Genomic DNA, 17,099 nt, shown 5'->3' with positions numbered 1-17,099 from the left:
AAGGAATCTTCGGAACGCCCCTAGCAACAGAATAAAAATACGTTAATAGTCTAGGCATAGCGGCTGAAAACTTCACCAGCAAACAACTGGCGACCTGTATATATCTGCACAATATACAGGTCGCCAGAATGCATGCTCAGGCGATCACATCGAAGTCAGCGGCACCCCTCCCACCCGAATCGGGAAAATCGTCGACAGAATCATCGTCCAAACCCTCTTCATCATCGCCGAACAGTTCCATCACGACCTGCGCGTAATCGCCCATGCGCACACGCAGCAGCGCCATCGCCATATTCGCATTCGCCTCGTCTTCCTCGGGGAACACGCGCTGCAGCACCATCGCAGCCATGTCTTCAACGGCGTCGCCGCTGTATTCGCTCACGTCAAGCTCGTGTTCATCGTCATGTTCGCAGTCGAGCTGCTCGTAATCGGGAATCTCTATGCTGGGGAAATCTTCGTGCGCGATCTCCATCATGCTCTGATGCAGCTGTTCGATCACGAGAATCGGCAGGAACGGCAGTCCCAGCTCCTGCACGCGCGAGCACATGGCCTTCAGCAGGCGCACGCCTTTCTCGAAGTCCTCCATATCTCTGCGCTCAAAACCGCCGATCAGCTTCGACGCCATGCTTGAGCCCATGAGCGACATTGCGAGATCGCGCAAATACACGGTGTTCTCCCACAACGGTTGCGTCGGCAGTGCGTTTCGTTCTTCGATCTCACCGAGCACGGTCTCCGTGCTGCGCGTGTGCCGCGGCCAGAGTGCGCGGTATGCCTCCACGAGTTTGCGCGCGTCGTACAAATATCTCTTATCCATGTCTTGCACTTCCGGCGCGTGCGACTCCACGTTCGGCATATCGTCGCTGTGCAGCGCATCTTTCGCGTATTCGAAGTCCGCTTGCACGCGCAGCTGCCGCACATATTTGATCACGCGGCGGAAACGCATGTCTGGGCATGCGCCGAGGTCACGCACCGTTTTGTCTTCGCGCAGCATGCACATGCCGAGTCCCGGCTCGTTGAGCAGCAGTTGCGCCATAGTGCTGCGGTGTGTGCCGGCAGTCCCCCATTTGAGCGTGCAGTATGCGGCCAGCGCGTGAGCGTGACGCGTATGGTCGCGAATGCACTGCTCGCGCTCGCGCACGGTGCCGAAGCGCTGGTCGACCGTGCGGTGACGGCGGCGAATCACGTCGACGATCGATTCATACGGAGTCTGCACCACCGGCATGTGTTCCGAGGGGCGGTGCAGCAGCATCGACATCGTAGCATCGTTGAGCAAGTCGTAGAGCCATGCGCCCATGCCGAATTTGCGCACCATCGACGAGCAGTACGAGAGGAATGCGCGCGCATCGTCGATAAACCGCGAATCGAGTCCGCGCGACGCCACGCAAATCATCCATGCCCAGTGCGTCGTGCTGAATAATTCTTCCGTGAGTTCTGCAACGCGCGCGTCGATCCGCTCGAAAATCGCTTTCGGCTCCTCCACGAGAGCCACCGTGTCGATGTTCCTTTCACTGTTCTTTTCGCCGCGTTCGGTGTGTTTGTGCGCGCATTGCGGCTGCACCAGATCCCCGTCGATCTGCTCGAAACTCAGCGGTGCGTGAGACACCACTTCGTCGAAGCGGCGACGCAGCTGATTGAGCAGCTGCAGAAAAGCGACGGAGTCGAATGCGAACTGTTCTGCCATTGTTCCTCATTTCCTTGTAGGTAGTTGTGGCGTGTGCGAAATCACACTGGCAAATGTGGGCAGAGCGAGCGGATAGTTCACATAATGCTGTGGAAAAGTTGACAATACGCTAGTTATCCACTGGTTTTGGCATATTTACGCACACATTACTGTGGATAAAACTCGAGATATGCACAATATTGTGAATTATTACTGCGCACTATCCACGCTGAATTTGTGCATTACCGCTCACTTGCTCACGAGTGCCCTGATTCACAGGATTCTTCAAGTTGGGGTTGGAAATATAATCAACGCAGGAACATAAATGCACTGTGGAGTGCCTGAACTGGATTGTGGGGAATATATGTTCATCTTCAGTCAAGCATGGAAGCAGCTGGGGCGTCACCCGTGGCGCAGCTTGCTGCTTCTTCTTGTCAGCTTGATCGTGGCGATGTGGTCGACGTTCGGCGGCGCGGTTGTGCACGAAAATACGAAGGCGCGCACGGAGACGCTCGACAAGCAGTCGGCAACCGCAGTGGTGCGCCCGAGCAGCTCGCTGCTGCAGACTCGCCAGGGAGATGACTCCAGTTGGACCGATCATTATTTGTCGTGGAGTGATTACGACAAGCTTGCTTCCGCCGCGCAGACGAAGGGTGTGCAATACAAATACACGGTGGCGGAGTCGATTCCGGTGCGTCAGAGCGCATCGATTCAGGCGATCACCACTGATTCGACGAGCAAAGCGAGCGAAGATAAAACCGGCGGCAATCTCACGTTGCAGAGTTTCTACACGTCTGAGGCCGCGCAAGTCAACGAATACGGCACCTATAAGGTGATCGAGGGCAAGGGACTCGATTATTCGAATTCGCTGGCGCAGAATGTGCTCGTTTCCGAAGAACTTGCGAAGAAAAATAATCTCAAGGTGGGAAGCACAATCAAGATCGGCAATCCGACCGATTCAGAGACCACGTATGAATACACGGTGTGTGGCATCTACCGCTACACGTCGAATCCCGACAACGCGCTTGGCGACGACGCCAAATTCGCCAAAGACAATCGCAACAACGTGCTCTACACCACCTACACCACGTTTGCCATCAACGGGCTCGACACCACTGACGGCAAGGGTTGGTCGGTTCCAGACCTCAACGTCGTGTTCACCTTCGAAAATCGCAGCGACATCGACAAGTTCGCCGCTGCGCTGAAGGCCGACCTGCCCAAGGGCATGGAAGTGTCTTCGCCTACCATCAAGCACTACATGCAGTCGATCGAGGCGCTGAACACATTGAGCGAAACGACACGCATCGTGATGATCGTGCTGTGGATCTGCGGTGCTTTGGCGTTGATCGGCTTGGTGCTTTTGGCGGCGCTACCACGTTCGAACGAGATCGGCATGGCTTTGCTCGTCGGCGTCTCCAAGGGGCGCATCGCATGGCAGTTCATGCTGGAAACGCTGTTCCCGACGCTCATCGGATTGGCGATCGGCATCACGATCGGCGCCACATGCGCGAATCCGCTGGCTGGTGCGCTCAACGCACAGCATAGCGTTCATGCGACCGGCGGCCTGATCTGGCAGGCCATCTGGATCGGCGCGCTCGCCTGCATCGCATTGAGCGCCATCGCTGGCATACGTGTGGCTGCGTTCCGCACGATGCGCATGTTCCAGTCCCCATACATTTCCGATTCCGCAACCTCCGAGGAGTGACATGGCCAACAAAGAATTCAACGATTCCGTCGAAGATTCCACCGTCGATTCCACCGATCTCACGGAGAACGCCACGACTGACGCTGCTGATGCAACCAACGCAACCGATGCGGTCGATACGGCGGCTGAGCACGCCAACTTCGAATATGTGGTCGACTTCACCGATGACGCCGATAGCGACAATGCGATCGAAGAAGCCACGGTGACCGTCGACTCCGATGGCGAGGAATCCGAAACGGTTGTAGACGAGGCCTCGGCTGCCGACGCCGAACACAGCACTGCGGGCAGCGGTGAGAGCGAAACCGCTGACGATGAGGCGGAAGCACACAGCAGCATTCCGGTTCCCGATGTGGTGCATGTGGCGAACAGCCTCGATGCCTCATTGCGCAAAGACGAGCACCGCGACAAAGCGCCGGATGTCGCTTCCGCGTCGATTTTCCGCGCCTACCCGATGCTGTCGCTCCACGATGTGACGCTGGCAGACCGGAAAACGAAAGAGCATATCTGGCACGATCTGACGCTGAGCTTCGAGGCCGGCGAATGCTATGCGGTTGTGCTCGACAGCACCGATCAGCGCAGGCATGCGGCTCTGCTCGCCCTGATGGGTGGTTTCATAGCGCCTACCAGCGGCCAGGTCATGACGAAAACCACGCCATACACGGATTTGGACGCGGAGCAGCTGCGCGGGCATCGCTTGGGCATGATCACACCGCAGTTCTCGTTGCGCGCCGATCTCAATGCGCTTGGCAATCTGCTCTATGTGATGAATGCCTCCGGTCAGACGTTCCTCAGGCCGACGAAAGACATTGCCAAAGATCTGCTTGATGCCGTGCATTTCGGTGAGAACACCGAGGCTGACGAGAAGACTTTGGCTGGCAAGCTCGATCCCGTTGACGAGGCTCGTCTCAAATCGCGCGTGCGATCGCCATCGATCCGGACTACGTGATCGTCGACGATCTCACGGTGAATCTCAACGACGAAGACAGCGAGCAGATCCTTGGCCTGCTGCAAGATCAGGTGAGCACGCAGAACAAGCAGCGCTCAATCATCGTCGTGACGACGAACGACGATGTTGCCGCACACTTCAACAACGTCATCGATCTGCGCTAAATCACTTATTTCAACATGAGTAATGCGGGGCAGGCTAGAACTACCGAGTTCTAGCCTGCCCCGCATTTGCTTATCTTGTATGCGTCAGTTTGCAGTCAACATCGCAGAACTACACAAGTCGCATGTCGTATTGCTTGGCGAGCGCGGGCACATCTGGTTCACCGTATTTGCGCACCAGTTCGATCCAGCGCTGCTCGTTATCCGCGCCGAAGCGCGCGGCCTTGCGCGCGTAACTGGCAGCAGTCAGGAACTTCGGCGGCACCGATTTGCTGTGGTATTTATCTGCCACCATAACCACTTCCTGCTCGAGATTGCGTGGCACATAGTCAGCCGGTGGCAACGGCAAATGTTGCGCGATGACGTCTTCTTTCGTCAATCCGCAACCGGTGTGATTGCGTGCGAACTCGGCGATCGACTCGTCATAGCCTTCGTTGAGCAATAATTCGTAGCCGATCAAACCGTGCTCGACGTAGCGTGGGCCGTCAAAAGTGAGCTGCTCGCCGTGCGAACCGTCGTCTTTGAGCACGCTATACGTGCCGATGTCGTGCAGCAGCGCGCCCAGTGTGGCGAGTTCCTCGTCGATGATGCGCGTCGGAATCATGCCTCCGATCACGCCATCGGTCGCCGGCACTGGCGCGGGCTCATCGGCAGGTTGTTCGCCGCCCATCTGCTTGCCTGCTATAACCGCGTAGTTGCCAGTGCGCTCGAGCGCGTCGTGCGGAAGCGTGTCACGACGCATGAACAGTTCGTTCTGGCGGTGGATCAGCTGCCGTGTGATCGTCGCGATAATCTCGCAATGCGTGTGAATCAGATCGTATGCGGCTTCAGATTGCGCGCATTTGCGATGCAGTTCGTCGATTTGTTCTCGTGTAGGAATTATTCCGCTCATGTTCCCCACTCTACCCCGCGCAGCGCGTGTCTGTGTAGATGAGTCAGATGGAACGGATGCGGAAAGCGCCGGTGCGGTTCGAAGCCACGAGCATCGTGTTGTTGCCGAGATCGTTCCACCCTTCGGAGGCAGGCTGCGAGAAGCCGCTGCTTGCCGCGAGCACGCCCTTCTGCTCGCCATTGCTTCCGGTGATGGCACGGTAGCGAATCGTGCGGTAGTCCTTGGCTTCGTCGGCGCGACCGTATTGTGCGTAGACGCTGGTCACGCCCTGCAGATCACGCTGGCTCACGCTGTCGTTGTGCGCTTCGAGCACGATCAGCTGGTCGCGGCTTTGAATCATGCAGTTGTAGCTGGAGTCCGGGTATGCGGAGCGCAGCTCACGCACTGCCTGCGCGAGCGCTTCTTCGAGCTCATACCCGTAACCCAAATATTGCAGCACGATCGCGAAATAAATCGCCGAATCAGAGCGGCCGCCGGTGGACTGCACGAGACTCAGGTCGACCGGGTACGCGCGGTTCGTCGTGATATTGCGCCCCTGCGCGTCGCTGATGTCGCCGTTGTGAATGAAGCTCAGGCCGCTCGCATAGAACGGCTGCTGATTTTCGAGCACAAGCGGCAGATTCGAGCTGGCCAAGCGCAAGTGCCAGATGCCGCCGCGCACACCGACCGTTGCGATATCATCGAACATCGAATCATATCGCGCGGCGATCGTGTTGCGGTAGATCGCCGAGCCGGTGGAAGGAGACGGCGCACCGCCATCCGTGATATGCGCAGTCTGCTCGGGTTCGCGCACCATAGCCGCGCCCCAACCGTCGTTGTGGACTTCGCTCAGCTCGCGGAAGGTGCCGAGGTTCTCGGCACCCAGCACGTCGCGAAGGCTGATGTTCTCATTCGCGGTCGCGTATCCCAATAATCTGCACATGGTTGTTGAGTCTAGCGCGCGAATGCGTTGCACTCGCGGAGAGTTTCGCAGTTCGCTATCGGAGTTTCTTATAGAGGGTTATTTACGCATACTGTCGCCTCGTAATGCAATTGCCCGCGAAATCGGCGGATTTCGCGGGCAATTGCATTACGAGGCGACGTTAGCGCACTCGAGCGCACTAATTGATGCGCTTCAACCTCGGCGGGCGCACGGTGGCAAGGAAGAGCGGCTGCACTTCAGTCACTGGATCATATGGCGCCAAGCCGAACCACTTGGTCGGCGAACCTGCCACGTGGCGGATCGCGTACTTGATGCGCAGAGCCATCGCGCCCTTCGACGACACCTTCGATTCCGGCATCAGTTCCTTGTGGATGAGCACGTAGCGGATCGGGCCGATTTCAGGATCAGCGTCGACCTTCGGGTATGAGGTCTTCTGTGACGGCAGCTCACCGCTGCGCAGCAGATCGTGCATGATCTGATGCAAATATGCAGGCACCGATGTGCGCACCTTGAATCCCAAGCGAATACGCACGCGGAACAGGAAGTCCGTGCCGAGCGTCTCCACCGAGTATTCGCGTGTGAACGGCTCGTCCGCAGTCTCCACAGACACTGCCCACCATGCGCGTGCACGCTTCGGGTGATTTGCGAATATCGAGAAGAAGATATCGGTGTCGATGCGCTTCATCTCGGTATCTGAGGTCAAATACACGATGTTGTCCGCATAATACGGGATCGTGTCGTCGTCATGCAAGCGCTGCAGCACCGGCAGGCAATCCTCCGGGCTCATGTGACGGCGCTGCGCGCGTTCCAGCTTCGTGCCCTCGTCCCACGTATACATGACCGTGAGAATGGCGAGCGCGAGCAACAGCGTGAACCAGCCGCCGTGCAGGAACTTCGCCATCGATGCGATGAAGAACATCAGCATGATCGTCGGGAAGATGACTGCGAACACGATCGCGGCGATCTTGTTGCGCTTGTGCCACAAGTAGACGGTGACGAGAATCGACGTCATGATCATCGTGATCGTCAACGCCAAGCCATAGGCGGCGGCGATATGCTCGGAGTTGCGGAACAGTAGCAGCACGATCAGTGTGGAGCAGCACAGCACGACGTTGATCGTCGGAATGTAGAGCTGCCCGCGCGTACGCGACGGGTAGCGCACCTGCAGGTGAGGCATCCAGTTGAGGCGCGTGGCCTCGGAGACGATCGTGAATGCGCCGGAGATCAGTGCCTGCGATGCGATGACGCCCGCCATGACCGACAGCAGCACGGCCACGTAACGCATGCCTGGCGTGAGCATGGCGAAGAACGGGTTAGGAGTGCTTCCCTCGTGCACGAAGGCTGGGTTTTTGAGTGTGCGGATGATCCACGCGCCCTGGCCGAAGTACGAAAGCACGAGCGCTACGTTGATGAATGGCCAAGTGACATAGATGCTGCCACGACCCACATGACCCATGTCGGAGTAGAGCGCTTCAGCACCGGTGATCGCGAGGAACACCGTGCCCATAAGCGCAATGCCCGCGCGATTGTCACCGCTGAACAGGAACTGGATGCCATACACCGGGTTCAACGCGCGCAACACTTCCAGGTTGTGCGACATGCTGACGGCACCGGCGATGCCGATGAACAGGAACCAGATGAGCACCATCGAACCAAACACCTTGCCGATGCTTTCGGTGCCGCGCGACTGCACGGCGAACACGGCGATGATGATGACGATGGTGATCATGAGCGTCAGGTTCGGATTGGATTCGAACACTGATTCCAGACCGGGCAACGTCTGCAAGCCTTCCACAGCCGAGCTGATAGACATGGCAGGCGTGAGCACCGAATCCGCGAGGAAGGCGGCGCCACCGATCATTGCGGGCACGATGAGCCATTTGCCGTATTTGCGCAGCAACGAGTAGAGCGCGAAGATGCCACCTTCACCCTTGTTGTCTACGCGCATGCAGATGAGCACATATTCGATCGTGACGATGAGCGTCATCGTCCAGAACACGAGTGAGAGCATGCCGATGACAGCCGTTTCGTTGGCGTGAGCCACGCCACCCTGCCCCGTGAGGAAGGTCTGCATCGTGTAGAGCGGCGACGTGCCGATGTCGCCATACACCACGCCCAGCGCCACGATGGCCATGGCCGCCGTGACCTTGTTCGGGCCGGTGCGCATCTTGTGCCACCAGTGGCCGATTGGCCCAGTTCCTTGGTGTTCTTCGAGCTTGCGCTCTTCCTGCCTTTTTTGTTCGTCAGCTTGGATGATTGCCTGACGTTCCTCTTTCGTGAGGAGCTTGTGGGAGACCTTGGGGGCCTGCGTGTATTTATCCGCAGTTCTCAGCAGGGGCTCGTCCCGCTTATCGTCGGGGTTCACAGCCATACCTTTTCCCATGCCTTTCAAAAACAAGGTGCGCTATTCGCGCACCGTATAAGAAAATGGCGCAAACTGCCACACTAGTGAATAGCAGTCCGCGCGATTGGCCGGATTTACTCTAAGCATATACTGCGACGAAAGTAGAGCCCATCCACTATATCTTCACATTGCAATCGCACTGTTACTCGAAAACCATTGGGATGATTGGGATGCGAGAGGTTGACATTCAGATTCCATAGACCTCATGCGTGGTGCTCCGAGTGGCTTTTGCCACCGTTTCGATAGGCATATCCAAGTAATCTGCAAGGGCAGCAAGCGTGTAAGGGATCATCATCGGAGCATTCGGACGACCTCTGTACGGCATCGGCGTCAAATACGGCGCATCAGTTTCCACCATCACGTGATCAAGGCCGACAATGCGCGCCGATTCAAGAATGCCCGCGTTGCCTTTGTAGCTCGATGCTCCGGAAAGCGACAGATACCAACCGTTCTTCTTGGCGATCTCACCCATTTCGGCGTCGCCGGAATAGCTATGGAACACCGTTTTTCGCGGGGCACCGTCGGCGAGCAATGTGTCGATCACCTCTTGGTGTGCGTCGCGGTCGTGGATCTGCATCGGCAGGTCGAGTTCCTTGGCGAGAGCGATGTGGTCTCGGAATGCTTGGCGTTGCAGCTCTTTGGCGCTCTTTCCGGTGCGGAACAGGTCCATGCCGGTTTCTCCGATCGCCACCACTTGCTTTGGGTAGGTGACGGCAAGCCTGTGCACCTCTTCCATCGCCGTATCGAACGGGATGTCGTGCCATGGCTTGTAGCGCACCGGCAACCCATCAGGCCCCGGAGCACCTCTATGGCCATGCAGCACCGCCTCATTCGGGTGAATGGCGATGGCTGCATGCACGCGATCGGGGTGTTCTCGCGCCATGTCGATGGCCGTCATCAAATGAGGCAGTTCACAACCACAGTCAATCACACCCTCCACACCGACGCTTGCCGCTTGGTTCAGCAGCTCATCGACGCTGTAGACGGGAACGGGATCCTGCCCTTTCTCCACGGCCTCATGGCTCAAGGCCTCCGAAAACGGCACCACCGATGCCACATGCGTGTGGTCGTCGATCACGTGTGCGTCGGCAGGCAATGCCGGAGGCAGTGGAGCCCAATTGCGATTACGATGCTTCTTGCTCATGCTCGCCAGTCTACCCGGCACTCCCTCGCTGCTATTGACGTCTGGTGCATTTGCTGTTTTTACCGATGGTTTTGCCGCTCATACACACCTATCACGCCTTACATAGCTATCACGCCTCACATAGCGCAAAACGTCAAAACCACTGGTCAGAACGGCAAAAGCAAGGCGGTTTCGCCGTTTTCTCCGAGGGTTTTGCCGTTTATGCACACTCTATAGGCTAAAACAGGTAGAAACAGCAAAACCACTGGCGGAAACGGCAAAACTACATCCGATTTGCTGTTTCCGCCAGTGGTTTTGATGTTCTGGACGAATGCTGTGCCAAAAGGCTTGATCACGGAAGGCTGGGGTCGATGAACAGCTTGTCAGTGAAAAGCTTGGTCAGCGGCCTTCTGGAGTATGCACGGCATCGACGTCGGTTGCACCGGTGGGCTCAGGGCCATAGGTGACTGCGAATACGCGAGCAGACGGCTCTTTGCCGTTGGCAGCTTCAATGCGCACCGTTTCAGGATCGACTTGCTCGATTTTCCAAGGCTTTGCGTCAGGAGCGCTTTCCGGCTTGTTCGGGTCGGGGAACACCTGCCTGATATGCGCACCTTGCCCCAGAGCCAAATACAGCGAGTCGACGCCGCTACGACGCCAAATCGTCAAATAGTCGACTTTCTGCAACGATTCGCGCACATTCTCGCCGGTGACTTCCGGAGCATGACGCAATCCGTAGGCGATCCACGGGCCGTTGAAATCCGGAAGCTCATATGGCCACCACGGAACGAGGTTGTGCTGTTCCGCCAGCACTTCGCGGTGCAATGCCATCGCGTCACGAACCAGCTCCAAACGCTGATCGTCCATGCGATTGATGAATCCTGACAGATACAGGCGTCCGAGAATGCCGGCAGACAGTGTGAATGCAGCCGTCTCATCGTCCATCTCCTGCTGCGCATACGCCCAGTTGCCCTGCTGTTCCGGCAGTACGCTCATGCCTGCGCCAGCCGCGATCGCCGCATACACCACCGGATCCGACTGGTCGGAAGTCGATTGAATATCGAGGCGGGAGAGCATCGCGTAGTCGGCTCGCATAGCGCCGGAACCACAGTTTTCAATCATCACATCTGGGTGCTTTGCGCGAATCTCTTCGATCCAGCTTTGCACGGCGCGGCAGTGTTCAAGCAATCCTTCACCGATGGAATCGGTGTTTACATCCGTGCCAGCACCAGGCGTCGTGTTGTAGTCGAATTTGAAATAGCGCACATCGAATTCGTCGATCAAACGATCCACCGTTGCAGTGGCATGTGCACGAGCCTCTGGGGAACGGAAATCGAGATGGTAGCGTCCCTGATCAGCGATCCTATGCCCGTGGCGGCAGAAGAACGCCGAATCCGGCAGCTCCTTGGCCAATGGCGAGCGCACACCGATAACCTCTGGCTCGAGCCAGAGTCCAACACCCATGCCGTGCGACTGAATATCGTGCACCAAGCCAGCGAAGCGAACGTTGCCGAAACGGTTATTCGACGGTTCCCACTCACCGACCATATCCCACCAGCCGCCATCTTCGCTGTCGTACCAGCCGGCGTCGATGCAGAAGATGTCGGCGCCGACTTTGGCGGCACCTTCGACAAGCGGCAGTTCCTTCTCGATGCGCGGGTCTCCCCACAGCGTGTTCATGTAGTCGTTGTAGATGATGAGCCCGCGAGACTTCTGCGCGGCGTCGAGGCGCCCCATTTGCAACGCCTTGGCGCGGTATAGGCTACGGCGTTGCACCGTCATCTCGGCGACCGCTTGCTGCCAATCGCCAGCACAGATCACGAACGACACCGGCACCGAGCAGAACGCGTCGGAAGAGCCGAGCATCGTGAACCATTGGTGATCGTCGTATTCCGGGCCATATGCACTCACGCGCAAACCGGGATCGTCTTCGCCGATCTCCCACTCCCAAGCACCATTGTGCTCGATCTGCCAAGCGAACGAGAATTCACCGAGCTCACCTGAGCGCCCACCGCTTTCCACGATGCCCATCGGCTCGAATTCGCCTGTGGACCATGTGGACGTGGAGCGGCGAGCAAGGCGTGCCGAAGACATTCCTGGATTGATCTTCTGATTGCGGTCGTGCAACGTCGTGGCACGAAGTGGCGCGCTTTGCCACGCGTTCTCCAAATCCCACGAACTCTCACCCCAATAGATCTGCGCCTCCGACGTGCTGAACTTCGCGGCTTCCATCGGCAACGTCGCATTCATCGACGACACCGCTTCAACCGGATACGGCTCATCGCTTTTCAGGCGGGTGTATGTGCGTACCGCGCTTGTTCCCGCATCGGATTCGAACACGCTCGTCACCAACGGACCTTCGCCCTTCGCGTCACGCTGCACAATCGCCAACAACGTCATCGGACGCCGCTTATCATCGAGCATGTCAAGCATGTAGGCGCACACGAACCTCAGTTTGAGTCCCGCCGCAGAAACGGCGAGTTTCAAACGATTATCGCCGCCGCCGTCGAGCGACGAACGCAGCTCGACGATTGGCTGGGCATCCGGCTCGCCGGCGATGTTCGCATCCACCTGCGGCATACCGCGGCCAGACATGCCGATCATCGTCACCGGCTTGTTCTCGTTCACCGCAAACACCAGCGTGACAATGCCATTGCCCCACACGATGCGCCCGTTCGAATCTGGCAACACCTTGTTCTGCGGAGCCGTCAGCGCGTCCAAAACACTGGAATGGCTATTCTCAAGCATCACGATTCCTTTCACTGTGCCTGTACGCTTTCAACACAATCCAGATGTTGCATATTAGCGAGTGATACCGATCACTTAAGCGGTTATGGTAATCAGATGCCAAACAAATAGCGGGCACTCAATTGTTGGAGCAAAACGACGGGCAAAAACTACTTGACATAGCTAGGCACATATCTCGTATGCGCCTATGCATATGCGCTGGCTCGTCCGCGACTCAGCGGACACCAGCGCATATTGTGGCACGTTTTCGACGGCGCATTGTTGTGTTTCGCATAACGCTCTCCTGTTCGCCGGCATCGTGCACACCATTAGGCACTGCAAGTATTATTGCACGGCGAAGCATGCGCATGTGCGCATATTCCATATTCGGCGCACGGATTATTCGGCGGAGGCGCACGGATTATTCGGCGGAGATCATCGCGTACTGCGATTCGACGAGACGCCAGTATTCGCCACGCTTTTCCATGAGTTCGGCATGTGTGCCGCGCTCGACGATCTGCCCGTGATCGACGACGCAGATCATGTCTGCATTCTCGATCGTGCTCAAACGATGGGCGATGATGAAGCTCGTGCGGCCGACGAGCATATGTTGCAACGCGGCCTGCAACGCTTCCTCGGTGCGGGTGTCGATGTTGCTCGTCGCCTCGTCGAGAATCAGGATCTTCGGGTCGGCGAGCAGCACGCGTGCAAACGCGATGAGCTGGCGTTGGCCCATCGAGAGCGTGGAACCACGCTCTTCCACCACCGTGTCGTACCCGTTCGGCAATTCCTCGATGAACTCGTGCGCGTGCACGGCCTTCGCAGCCGCTTCGATTTCGGCATCGGTGGCGTCGAGCTTGCCGTAGCGGATATTGTCGCGAATAGTGCCGGAGAAGATGAACGTGTCTTGCAGCATGACTCCCATCTGCGAGCGCAACGAGTCAAGCGTCACGCCGCGCACGTCATGCCCATCGACCAGCACCGCACCGCTTGCCACATCGTAGAAGCGGGAGAGCAGGTTGACGATCGTGGTCTTGCCCGCGCCGGTCGGTCCGACGAGCGCGATCGTCTGCCCTGGGGTGGCGTGCAGGTTCACGTGATCGAGAATGTTGCGGCCATCCGGTTCATAGCGGAACACGACGTCGTCGAACCGCACGTCCCCGCGGATCGGCGGCAACGGCTTCGCATCCGGTGAATCGACGATCTCCGGTTTGACGTCGAGCGTTTCAAAGATGCGCTCGAGATAGGCGGAGCAGGTGATGAGCTGGTTGTAGAAGTTGCCGATGTTGATGACAGGATTCCAGAAGTTGTTGGCATACCCAACGAACGCGATCAGCGTACCGGTGGTGGCGGTGACGCCGGCGACGTGCATGATGCCGACGTAATAGATCAATGCCATCGTGGTCATCGAAATGATCTGCATGCTCGGCCACAGCAGGAACTGAATGTGCACGGCACGCATCCACGACGTGCGCTGCTCGTCTTGCAGATGCTGGAACGTCTCGTATTGCTCATGCTCGCGCGCGAACGTTTGTGTGGTCTTCACGCCGGCGATCGACTCGTGAATGTAAGCGTTGAGGTTGCTCTGCTTGTTGGAAAGATCCTGATATGCGCGGCGCTGGAAATGCTGTAGCACGCGCACGACGACGATCAGCAATGGGAACAGCAGCAGACTCCACAGCGCGAGCTTCCAGTCGATCACGAACATGACGACCAGAGTGATGATGAACGTGAACACGTCGGCAATCACGTTGATCAGACCAGAACTCAGTGTGTCAGACAACGTGTTCACATAGTTGACCACGCGAATCAGAATCTTGCCATGCGGGCGTGAGTCGAAGTAGCTGAACGGCAGCGTCTGAATATGCGTGAACAGATCGCGACGCATGTCTTTCAAAATCAACTGGCCGACGCGCGTGATCTCCAGTGTGCGGTAGCGCAGTGCGAACTCGTAGAGGATGCTCAGCACGAGCATGATGACGGTGAGCCAGACGAGCAGCGTGTAGTTCTTGTGCGGCAGCACGTCGTCGATCACGACTTTCGTCAAATATGGTACGGCAACGGTGATGCAGCTCATCAGAATGACGACGCATGCGATTTTCGCCAGCTTCCAACCGTGCGGGCGCAAGTATTTGCCGATGCGCCACAGGTCGTGAAAGTTGATGGTCTCTTCGAGTTCCTCGTCTTCGCGGTAAGTGTTGCGTTGTGCCATGATGCTCGCCTCCTCTCAGTTCTCGCTACCGTCTGCAAGCGTTCCGGCTTGCATGCCGAGCTGCTTGTCGTAGATTTCCCAATATCTGCCATGTTTGGCGATCAGATCGTCGTGCGTGCCGCGTTCGGCGATGCGGCCATGTTCGAGCACGAGAATCAAGTCGCAGTCTTTCACCGACGAGATGCGGTGTGCGATCGTGACGATCGTCTTGTGATCGTCGAGTTCGCGCAGATGCTGCTGAATCTGGGCTTCCGTCTCCATGTCGACGGCGCTCGTCGTATCGTCCATCACGAGTATCGCCGGATCGTCGGCGAGCGCGCGTGCCAGACTCAAGCGCTGCTTCTGGCCGCCCGACAAACCAACACCGCGCTCTCCCACAACCGTCTGATACCCTTCGGGCATGTGGCTGATGAAGTCGTCCGCTCCGGCGATCTGCGCCATGCGCCGCACGTAATTGGGGTCGTCGGCGTGCTCATCCGCAGCGGCGAATCCGATGTTGCCGGCGATCGTGTCGGAGAACAGGAACACATCTTGCGACACGATCGCGATCTGTGAACGCAGTTCGCGCAACGGCCAGCGACGTGCATCCACACCGTCGATGGACACGCTGCCGGCGGTCGGGTCGTAGAAGCGCGCGATCAGGTTGATGAGCGTCGATTTGCCGGCGCCCGTCTCGCCGAGAATGCCGAGTCGTGAACCGGCTGGCGCATGGAAGTCGATGTCTTGCAGAATAAGCGTTTCCGGATCGTCGGGGAACGCGAAGTCCACATGCGTGAAACGAATGTCGCCGCGCATCGTTTCGGGAACGGGCGCAGGAGTCACCTTCTGCACTGCACTGGCATCATCCGCCGCAGCAGTAGCACCGGTTTTCGCAGGATCATTGACGTGCGGCTTCGCGGTGAGCAGACGGCGAATGTTCACGCAACTCGCGTTGAAGCGCTGCCAGTCGTTGACGAGCCAACCGAACTGGCGGATCGGGCTGTCGATCATCCACAAATACGAGCTGAATGCGACGAGCCCGCCGAGGCTCATGTAGCCACGTGCCACGAGGAAACCGCCCAAGCTCAACGTGATCAGCTGCAATGCGAAGCCGAGCCAGTCGAGTCGCGGCAGGTAACGGCGAGTGTTCATCGCCATATCCATGTTGCGATCCATGTAGTCGTCGTTGCGTTCGTCGAATTTCTGCGTTTCGTAATCCTCGCGCACGAACGCCTTGACCACACGGTTGCCTTCGATGTTCTCTTCCACCATCGAGTTCATCGAGGCGAGCGAGTTGCGGATCGCCAGGAACAGCGGCTTCGCCTTCTGCGAGAACTGGTGGGTGAAGATGAACAGGAACGGCGTCACACACGCGAGCGCAAGCGCGAGCCTCCAGTCGATCGACGTCATCATCGCCAGTGCCCCGATGAACATGACGACGCAGTTGACCATCTGGTAGCTCACCCAGCTGAGCAGGTGGCGAATCGCATCGGTGTCGGAGGTCATGCGGCTCATGATGTCGCCGGTGCGCGTGTGGTTGAAGTAGTCGAAGTCGAGCGTGTGCAGTTTCTCGTATTCGTCACTGACCAAGCGATAGACGGTGTTCTGCCCGAAACGCTCCATCCACATCTGATTGCCGTAATAGGCGATGTCACGCACGAGCGTCACCACGACGAGCGCAATGCACAGGCCGACCAGCTCGTTCACGAGCCCCTGCTCGATCACGCGGTCGACGATGCGTGCCGCGATCAACGGCGTGATGAGCGCCATCGCCGCACTCACCGCATAGAGGATCTGCGCACCCACCACTTTCGGCACGTCCGGCTTGCAATACGGCATGAGCCAGCGCAGATTGCTGGCGTTCGCGTTGCGCTTCGGGTCAACATACATCGCAGATACATCCTTGGTTGATTTGGGTACGCGCTTCGTAGCGCAGACATCTGTGGGGATTGGCGGGTCGAGACTTCGCGAACACGGGCACGCGCATTCGCTGCGCAGTACTTTATTCGCGCGTCTTATTATTGGAGCATTCCCGCTGAAACGCAACCACTGTGCACGGCGTGTCTCGCATATTCACCGCAAACTTCGCTCGCAGAGAAATAATAATGCTCAACAAACAGCGCTTTCGCAATATTGCTTTGTCAGCTCAAACATCAATAATTACAACGGTTTTACAATGTCACTGATTCTGCTGAGATGACAATATGACTTATTTTGTCTAACAGTACTCAGCATTTTCCCAGCGAAACACAGAGAAGCACTCAGAGTCGGCCAGCATGATAATAACCATCAGCAATCGCAAAGAAAGCTGACGAGGTTCCCATAGGAATCCCATAACTGAACCCTTTTCTCTCTTCTCTCTGTTGAG

11 protein-coding genes are annotated in these 17,099 nt (G+C 57.5%); 3 read left to right on the top strand and 8 right to left on the bottom strand.

The genetic code is table 11. The features are described 5' to 3' along the window. Positions 1–136: 136 nt before the first annotated feature. On the bottom strand, positions 137–1,681 hold the full coding sequence (locus GSD1FS_RS08020; protein ID WP_155589143.1) for a riboflavin deaminase: 1,545 nt from the start codon (positions 1,679–1,681) through the stop codon (positions 137–139). Between the two features lie 343 nt (positions 1,682–2,024). Between GSD1FS_RS08020 and GSD1FS_RS08015 the strand changes: the two genes are divergently transcribed. Genes GSD1FS_RS08015 through GSD1FS_RS09990 form a run of 3 tightly spaced genes read left to right on the top strand, consistent with a single transcriptional unit; the run spans position 2,025 to position 4,475 of the window. Continuing rightward, entirely contained in the window at positions 2,025–3,365 is a 1,341-nt protein-coding gene (locus GSD1FS_RS08015; RefSeq protein WP_155589142.1) for an ABC transporter permease, read from the top strand. A 1-nt stretch (position 3,366) separates the two neighbouring features. Next, positions 3,367–4,311 (top strand): ATP-binding cassette domain-containing protein, encoded by a 945-nt coding sequence (locus GSD1FS_RS08010; protein ID WP_246166135.1) that lies wholly within the window; start codon positions 3,367–3,369, stop codon positions 4,309–4,311. Continuing rightward, positions 4,308–4,475 carry a hypothetical protein gene (locus GSD1FS_RS09990; RefSeq protein ID WP_246166133.1) on the top strand — a complete coding sequence of 56 codons (168 nt, stop codon included), beginning with the start codon at positions 4,308–4,310 and terminating at the stop codon, positions 4,473–4,475. Before GSD1FS_RS08010 ends, GSD1FS_RS09990 begins: the two co-directional genes overlap by 4 nt. Before the next feature lie 109 nt (positions 4,476–4,584). Here the strand turns inward: GSD1FS_RS09990 and GSD1FS_RS08005 are convergent, their stop codons facing one another. The 7 genes from GSD1FS_RS08005 to GSD1FS_RS07975 all read right to left on the bottom strand — a co-directional run bounded on the left by GSD1FS_RS08005 (position 4,585) and on the right by GSD1FS_RS07975 (position 16,621). Then, positions 4,585–5,364: an HD domain-containing protein gene (locus GSD1FS_RS08005; protein WP_155589141.1), complete on the bottom strand. Its 780-nt coding sequence runs from the start codon at positions 5,362–5,364 to the stop codon at positions 4,585–4,587. 43 nt (positions 5,365–5,407) lie between these two features. Beyond that, entirely contained in the window at positions 5,408–6,286 is an 879-nt protein-coding gene (locus GSD1FS_RS08000) for a class II glutamine amidotransferase (RefSeq protein WP_155589140.1), read from the bottom strand. 178 nt (positions 6,287–6,464) lie between these two features. Beyond that, on the bottom strand, positions 6,465–8,657 hold the full coding sequence (locus GSD1FS_RS07995) for a KUP/HAK/KT family potassium transporter (protein ID WP_155589139.1): 2,193 nt from the start codon (positions 8,655–8,657) through the stop codon (positions 6,465–6,467). A gap of 220 nt (positions 8,658–8,877) precedes the next feature. Then, positions 8,878–9,834, bottom strand: coding sequence for a TatD family hydrolase (locus GSD1FS_RS07990; protein ID WP_155589138.1), 957 nt, complete (start codon positions 9,832–9,834; stop codon positions 8,878–8,880). A 378-nt stretch (positions 9,835–10,212) separates the two neighbouring features. Further along, on the bottom strand, positions 10,213–12,561 hold the full coding sequence (locus tag GSD1FS_RS07985; RefSeq protein ID WP_155589137.1) for a beta-L-arabinopyranosidase: 2,349 nt from the start codon (positions 12,559–12,561) through the stop codon (positions 10,213–10,215). 400 nt (positions 12,562–12,961) lie between these two features. Next, positions 12,962–14,752 carry an ABC transporter ATP-binding protein gene (locus tag GSD1FS_RS07980; protein WP_155589136.1) on the bottom strand — a complete coding sequence of 597 codons (1,791 nt, stop codon included), beginning with the start codon at positions 14,750–14,752 and terminating at the stop codon, positions 12,962–12,964. A gap of 15 nt (positions 14,753–14,767) precedes the next feature. Then, positions 14,768–16,621, bottom strand: a complete 1,854-nt coding sequence (locus GSD1FS_RS07975; protein ID WP_155589135.1) for an ABC transporter ATP-binding protein — start codon at positions 16,619–16,621, stop codon at positions 14,768–14,770. Between the last annotated feature and the right edge of the window lie 478 nt (positions 16,622–17,099).

It is taken from the genome of Bifidobacterium canis (genome assembly GCF_009727065.1).
Classification (GTDB): Bacteria; Actinomycetota; Actinomycetes; order Actinomycetales; family Bifidobacteriaceae; genus Bifidobacterium; species Bifidobacterium canis.
The sequence above is the reverse complement of the archived record's forward strand: the minus strand, read 5'-3'. Positions and strand labels throughout refer to the sequence as shown.

Coding starts and splice junctions, on each gene's coding strand:
- GSD1FS_RS07980 (WP_155589136.1), bottom strand. CDS start 14,752: ATGGCACAACGCAACACTTACCGCGAAGACGAGGAACTCGAAGAGACC.
- GSD1FS_RS08020 (WP_155589143.1), bottom strand. CDS start 1,681: ATGGCAGAACAGTTCGCATTCGACTCCGTCGCTTTTCTGCAGCTGCTC.
- GSD1FS_RS07990 (WP_155589138.1), bottom strand. CDS start 9,834: ATGAGCAAGAAGCATCGTAATCGCAATTGGGCTCCACTGCCTCCGGCA.
- GSD1FS_RS07985 (WP_155589137.1), bottom strand. CDS start 12,561: ATGCTTGAGAATAGCCATTCCAGTGTTTTGGACGCGCTGACGGCTCCG.
- GSD1FS_RS08005 (WP_155589141.1), bottom strand. CDS start 5,364: ATGAGCGGAATAATTCCTACACGAGAACAAATCGACGAACTGCATCGC.
- GSD1FS_RS08010 (WP_246166135.1), top strand. CDS start 3,367: ATGGCCAACAAAGAATTCAACGATTCCGTCGAAGATTCCACCGTCGAT.
- GSD1FS_RS07975 (WP_155589135.1), bottom strand. CDS start 16,621: ATGTATGTTGACCCGAAGCGCAACGCGAACGCCAGCAATCTGCGCTGG.
- GSD1FS_RS07995 (WP_155589139.1), bottom strand. CDS start 8,657: ATGGCTGTGAACCCCGACGATAAGCGGGACGAGCCCCTGCTGAGAACT.
- GSD1FS_RS08015 (WP_155589142.1), top strand. CDS start 2,025: ATGTTCATCTTCAGTCAAGCATGGAAGCAGCTGGGGCGTCACCCGTGG.
- GSD1FS_RS08000 (WP_155589140.1), bottom strand. CDS start 6,286: ATGTGCAGATTATTGGGATACGCGACCGCGAATGAGAACATCAGCCTT.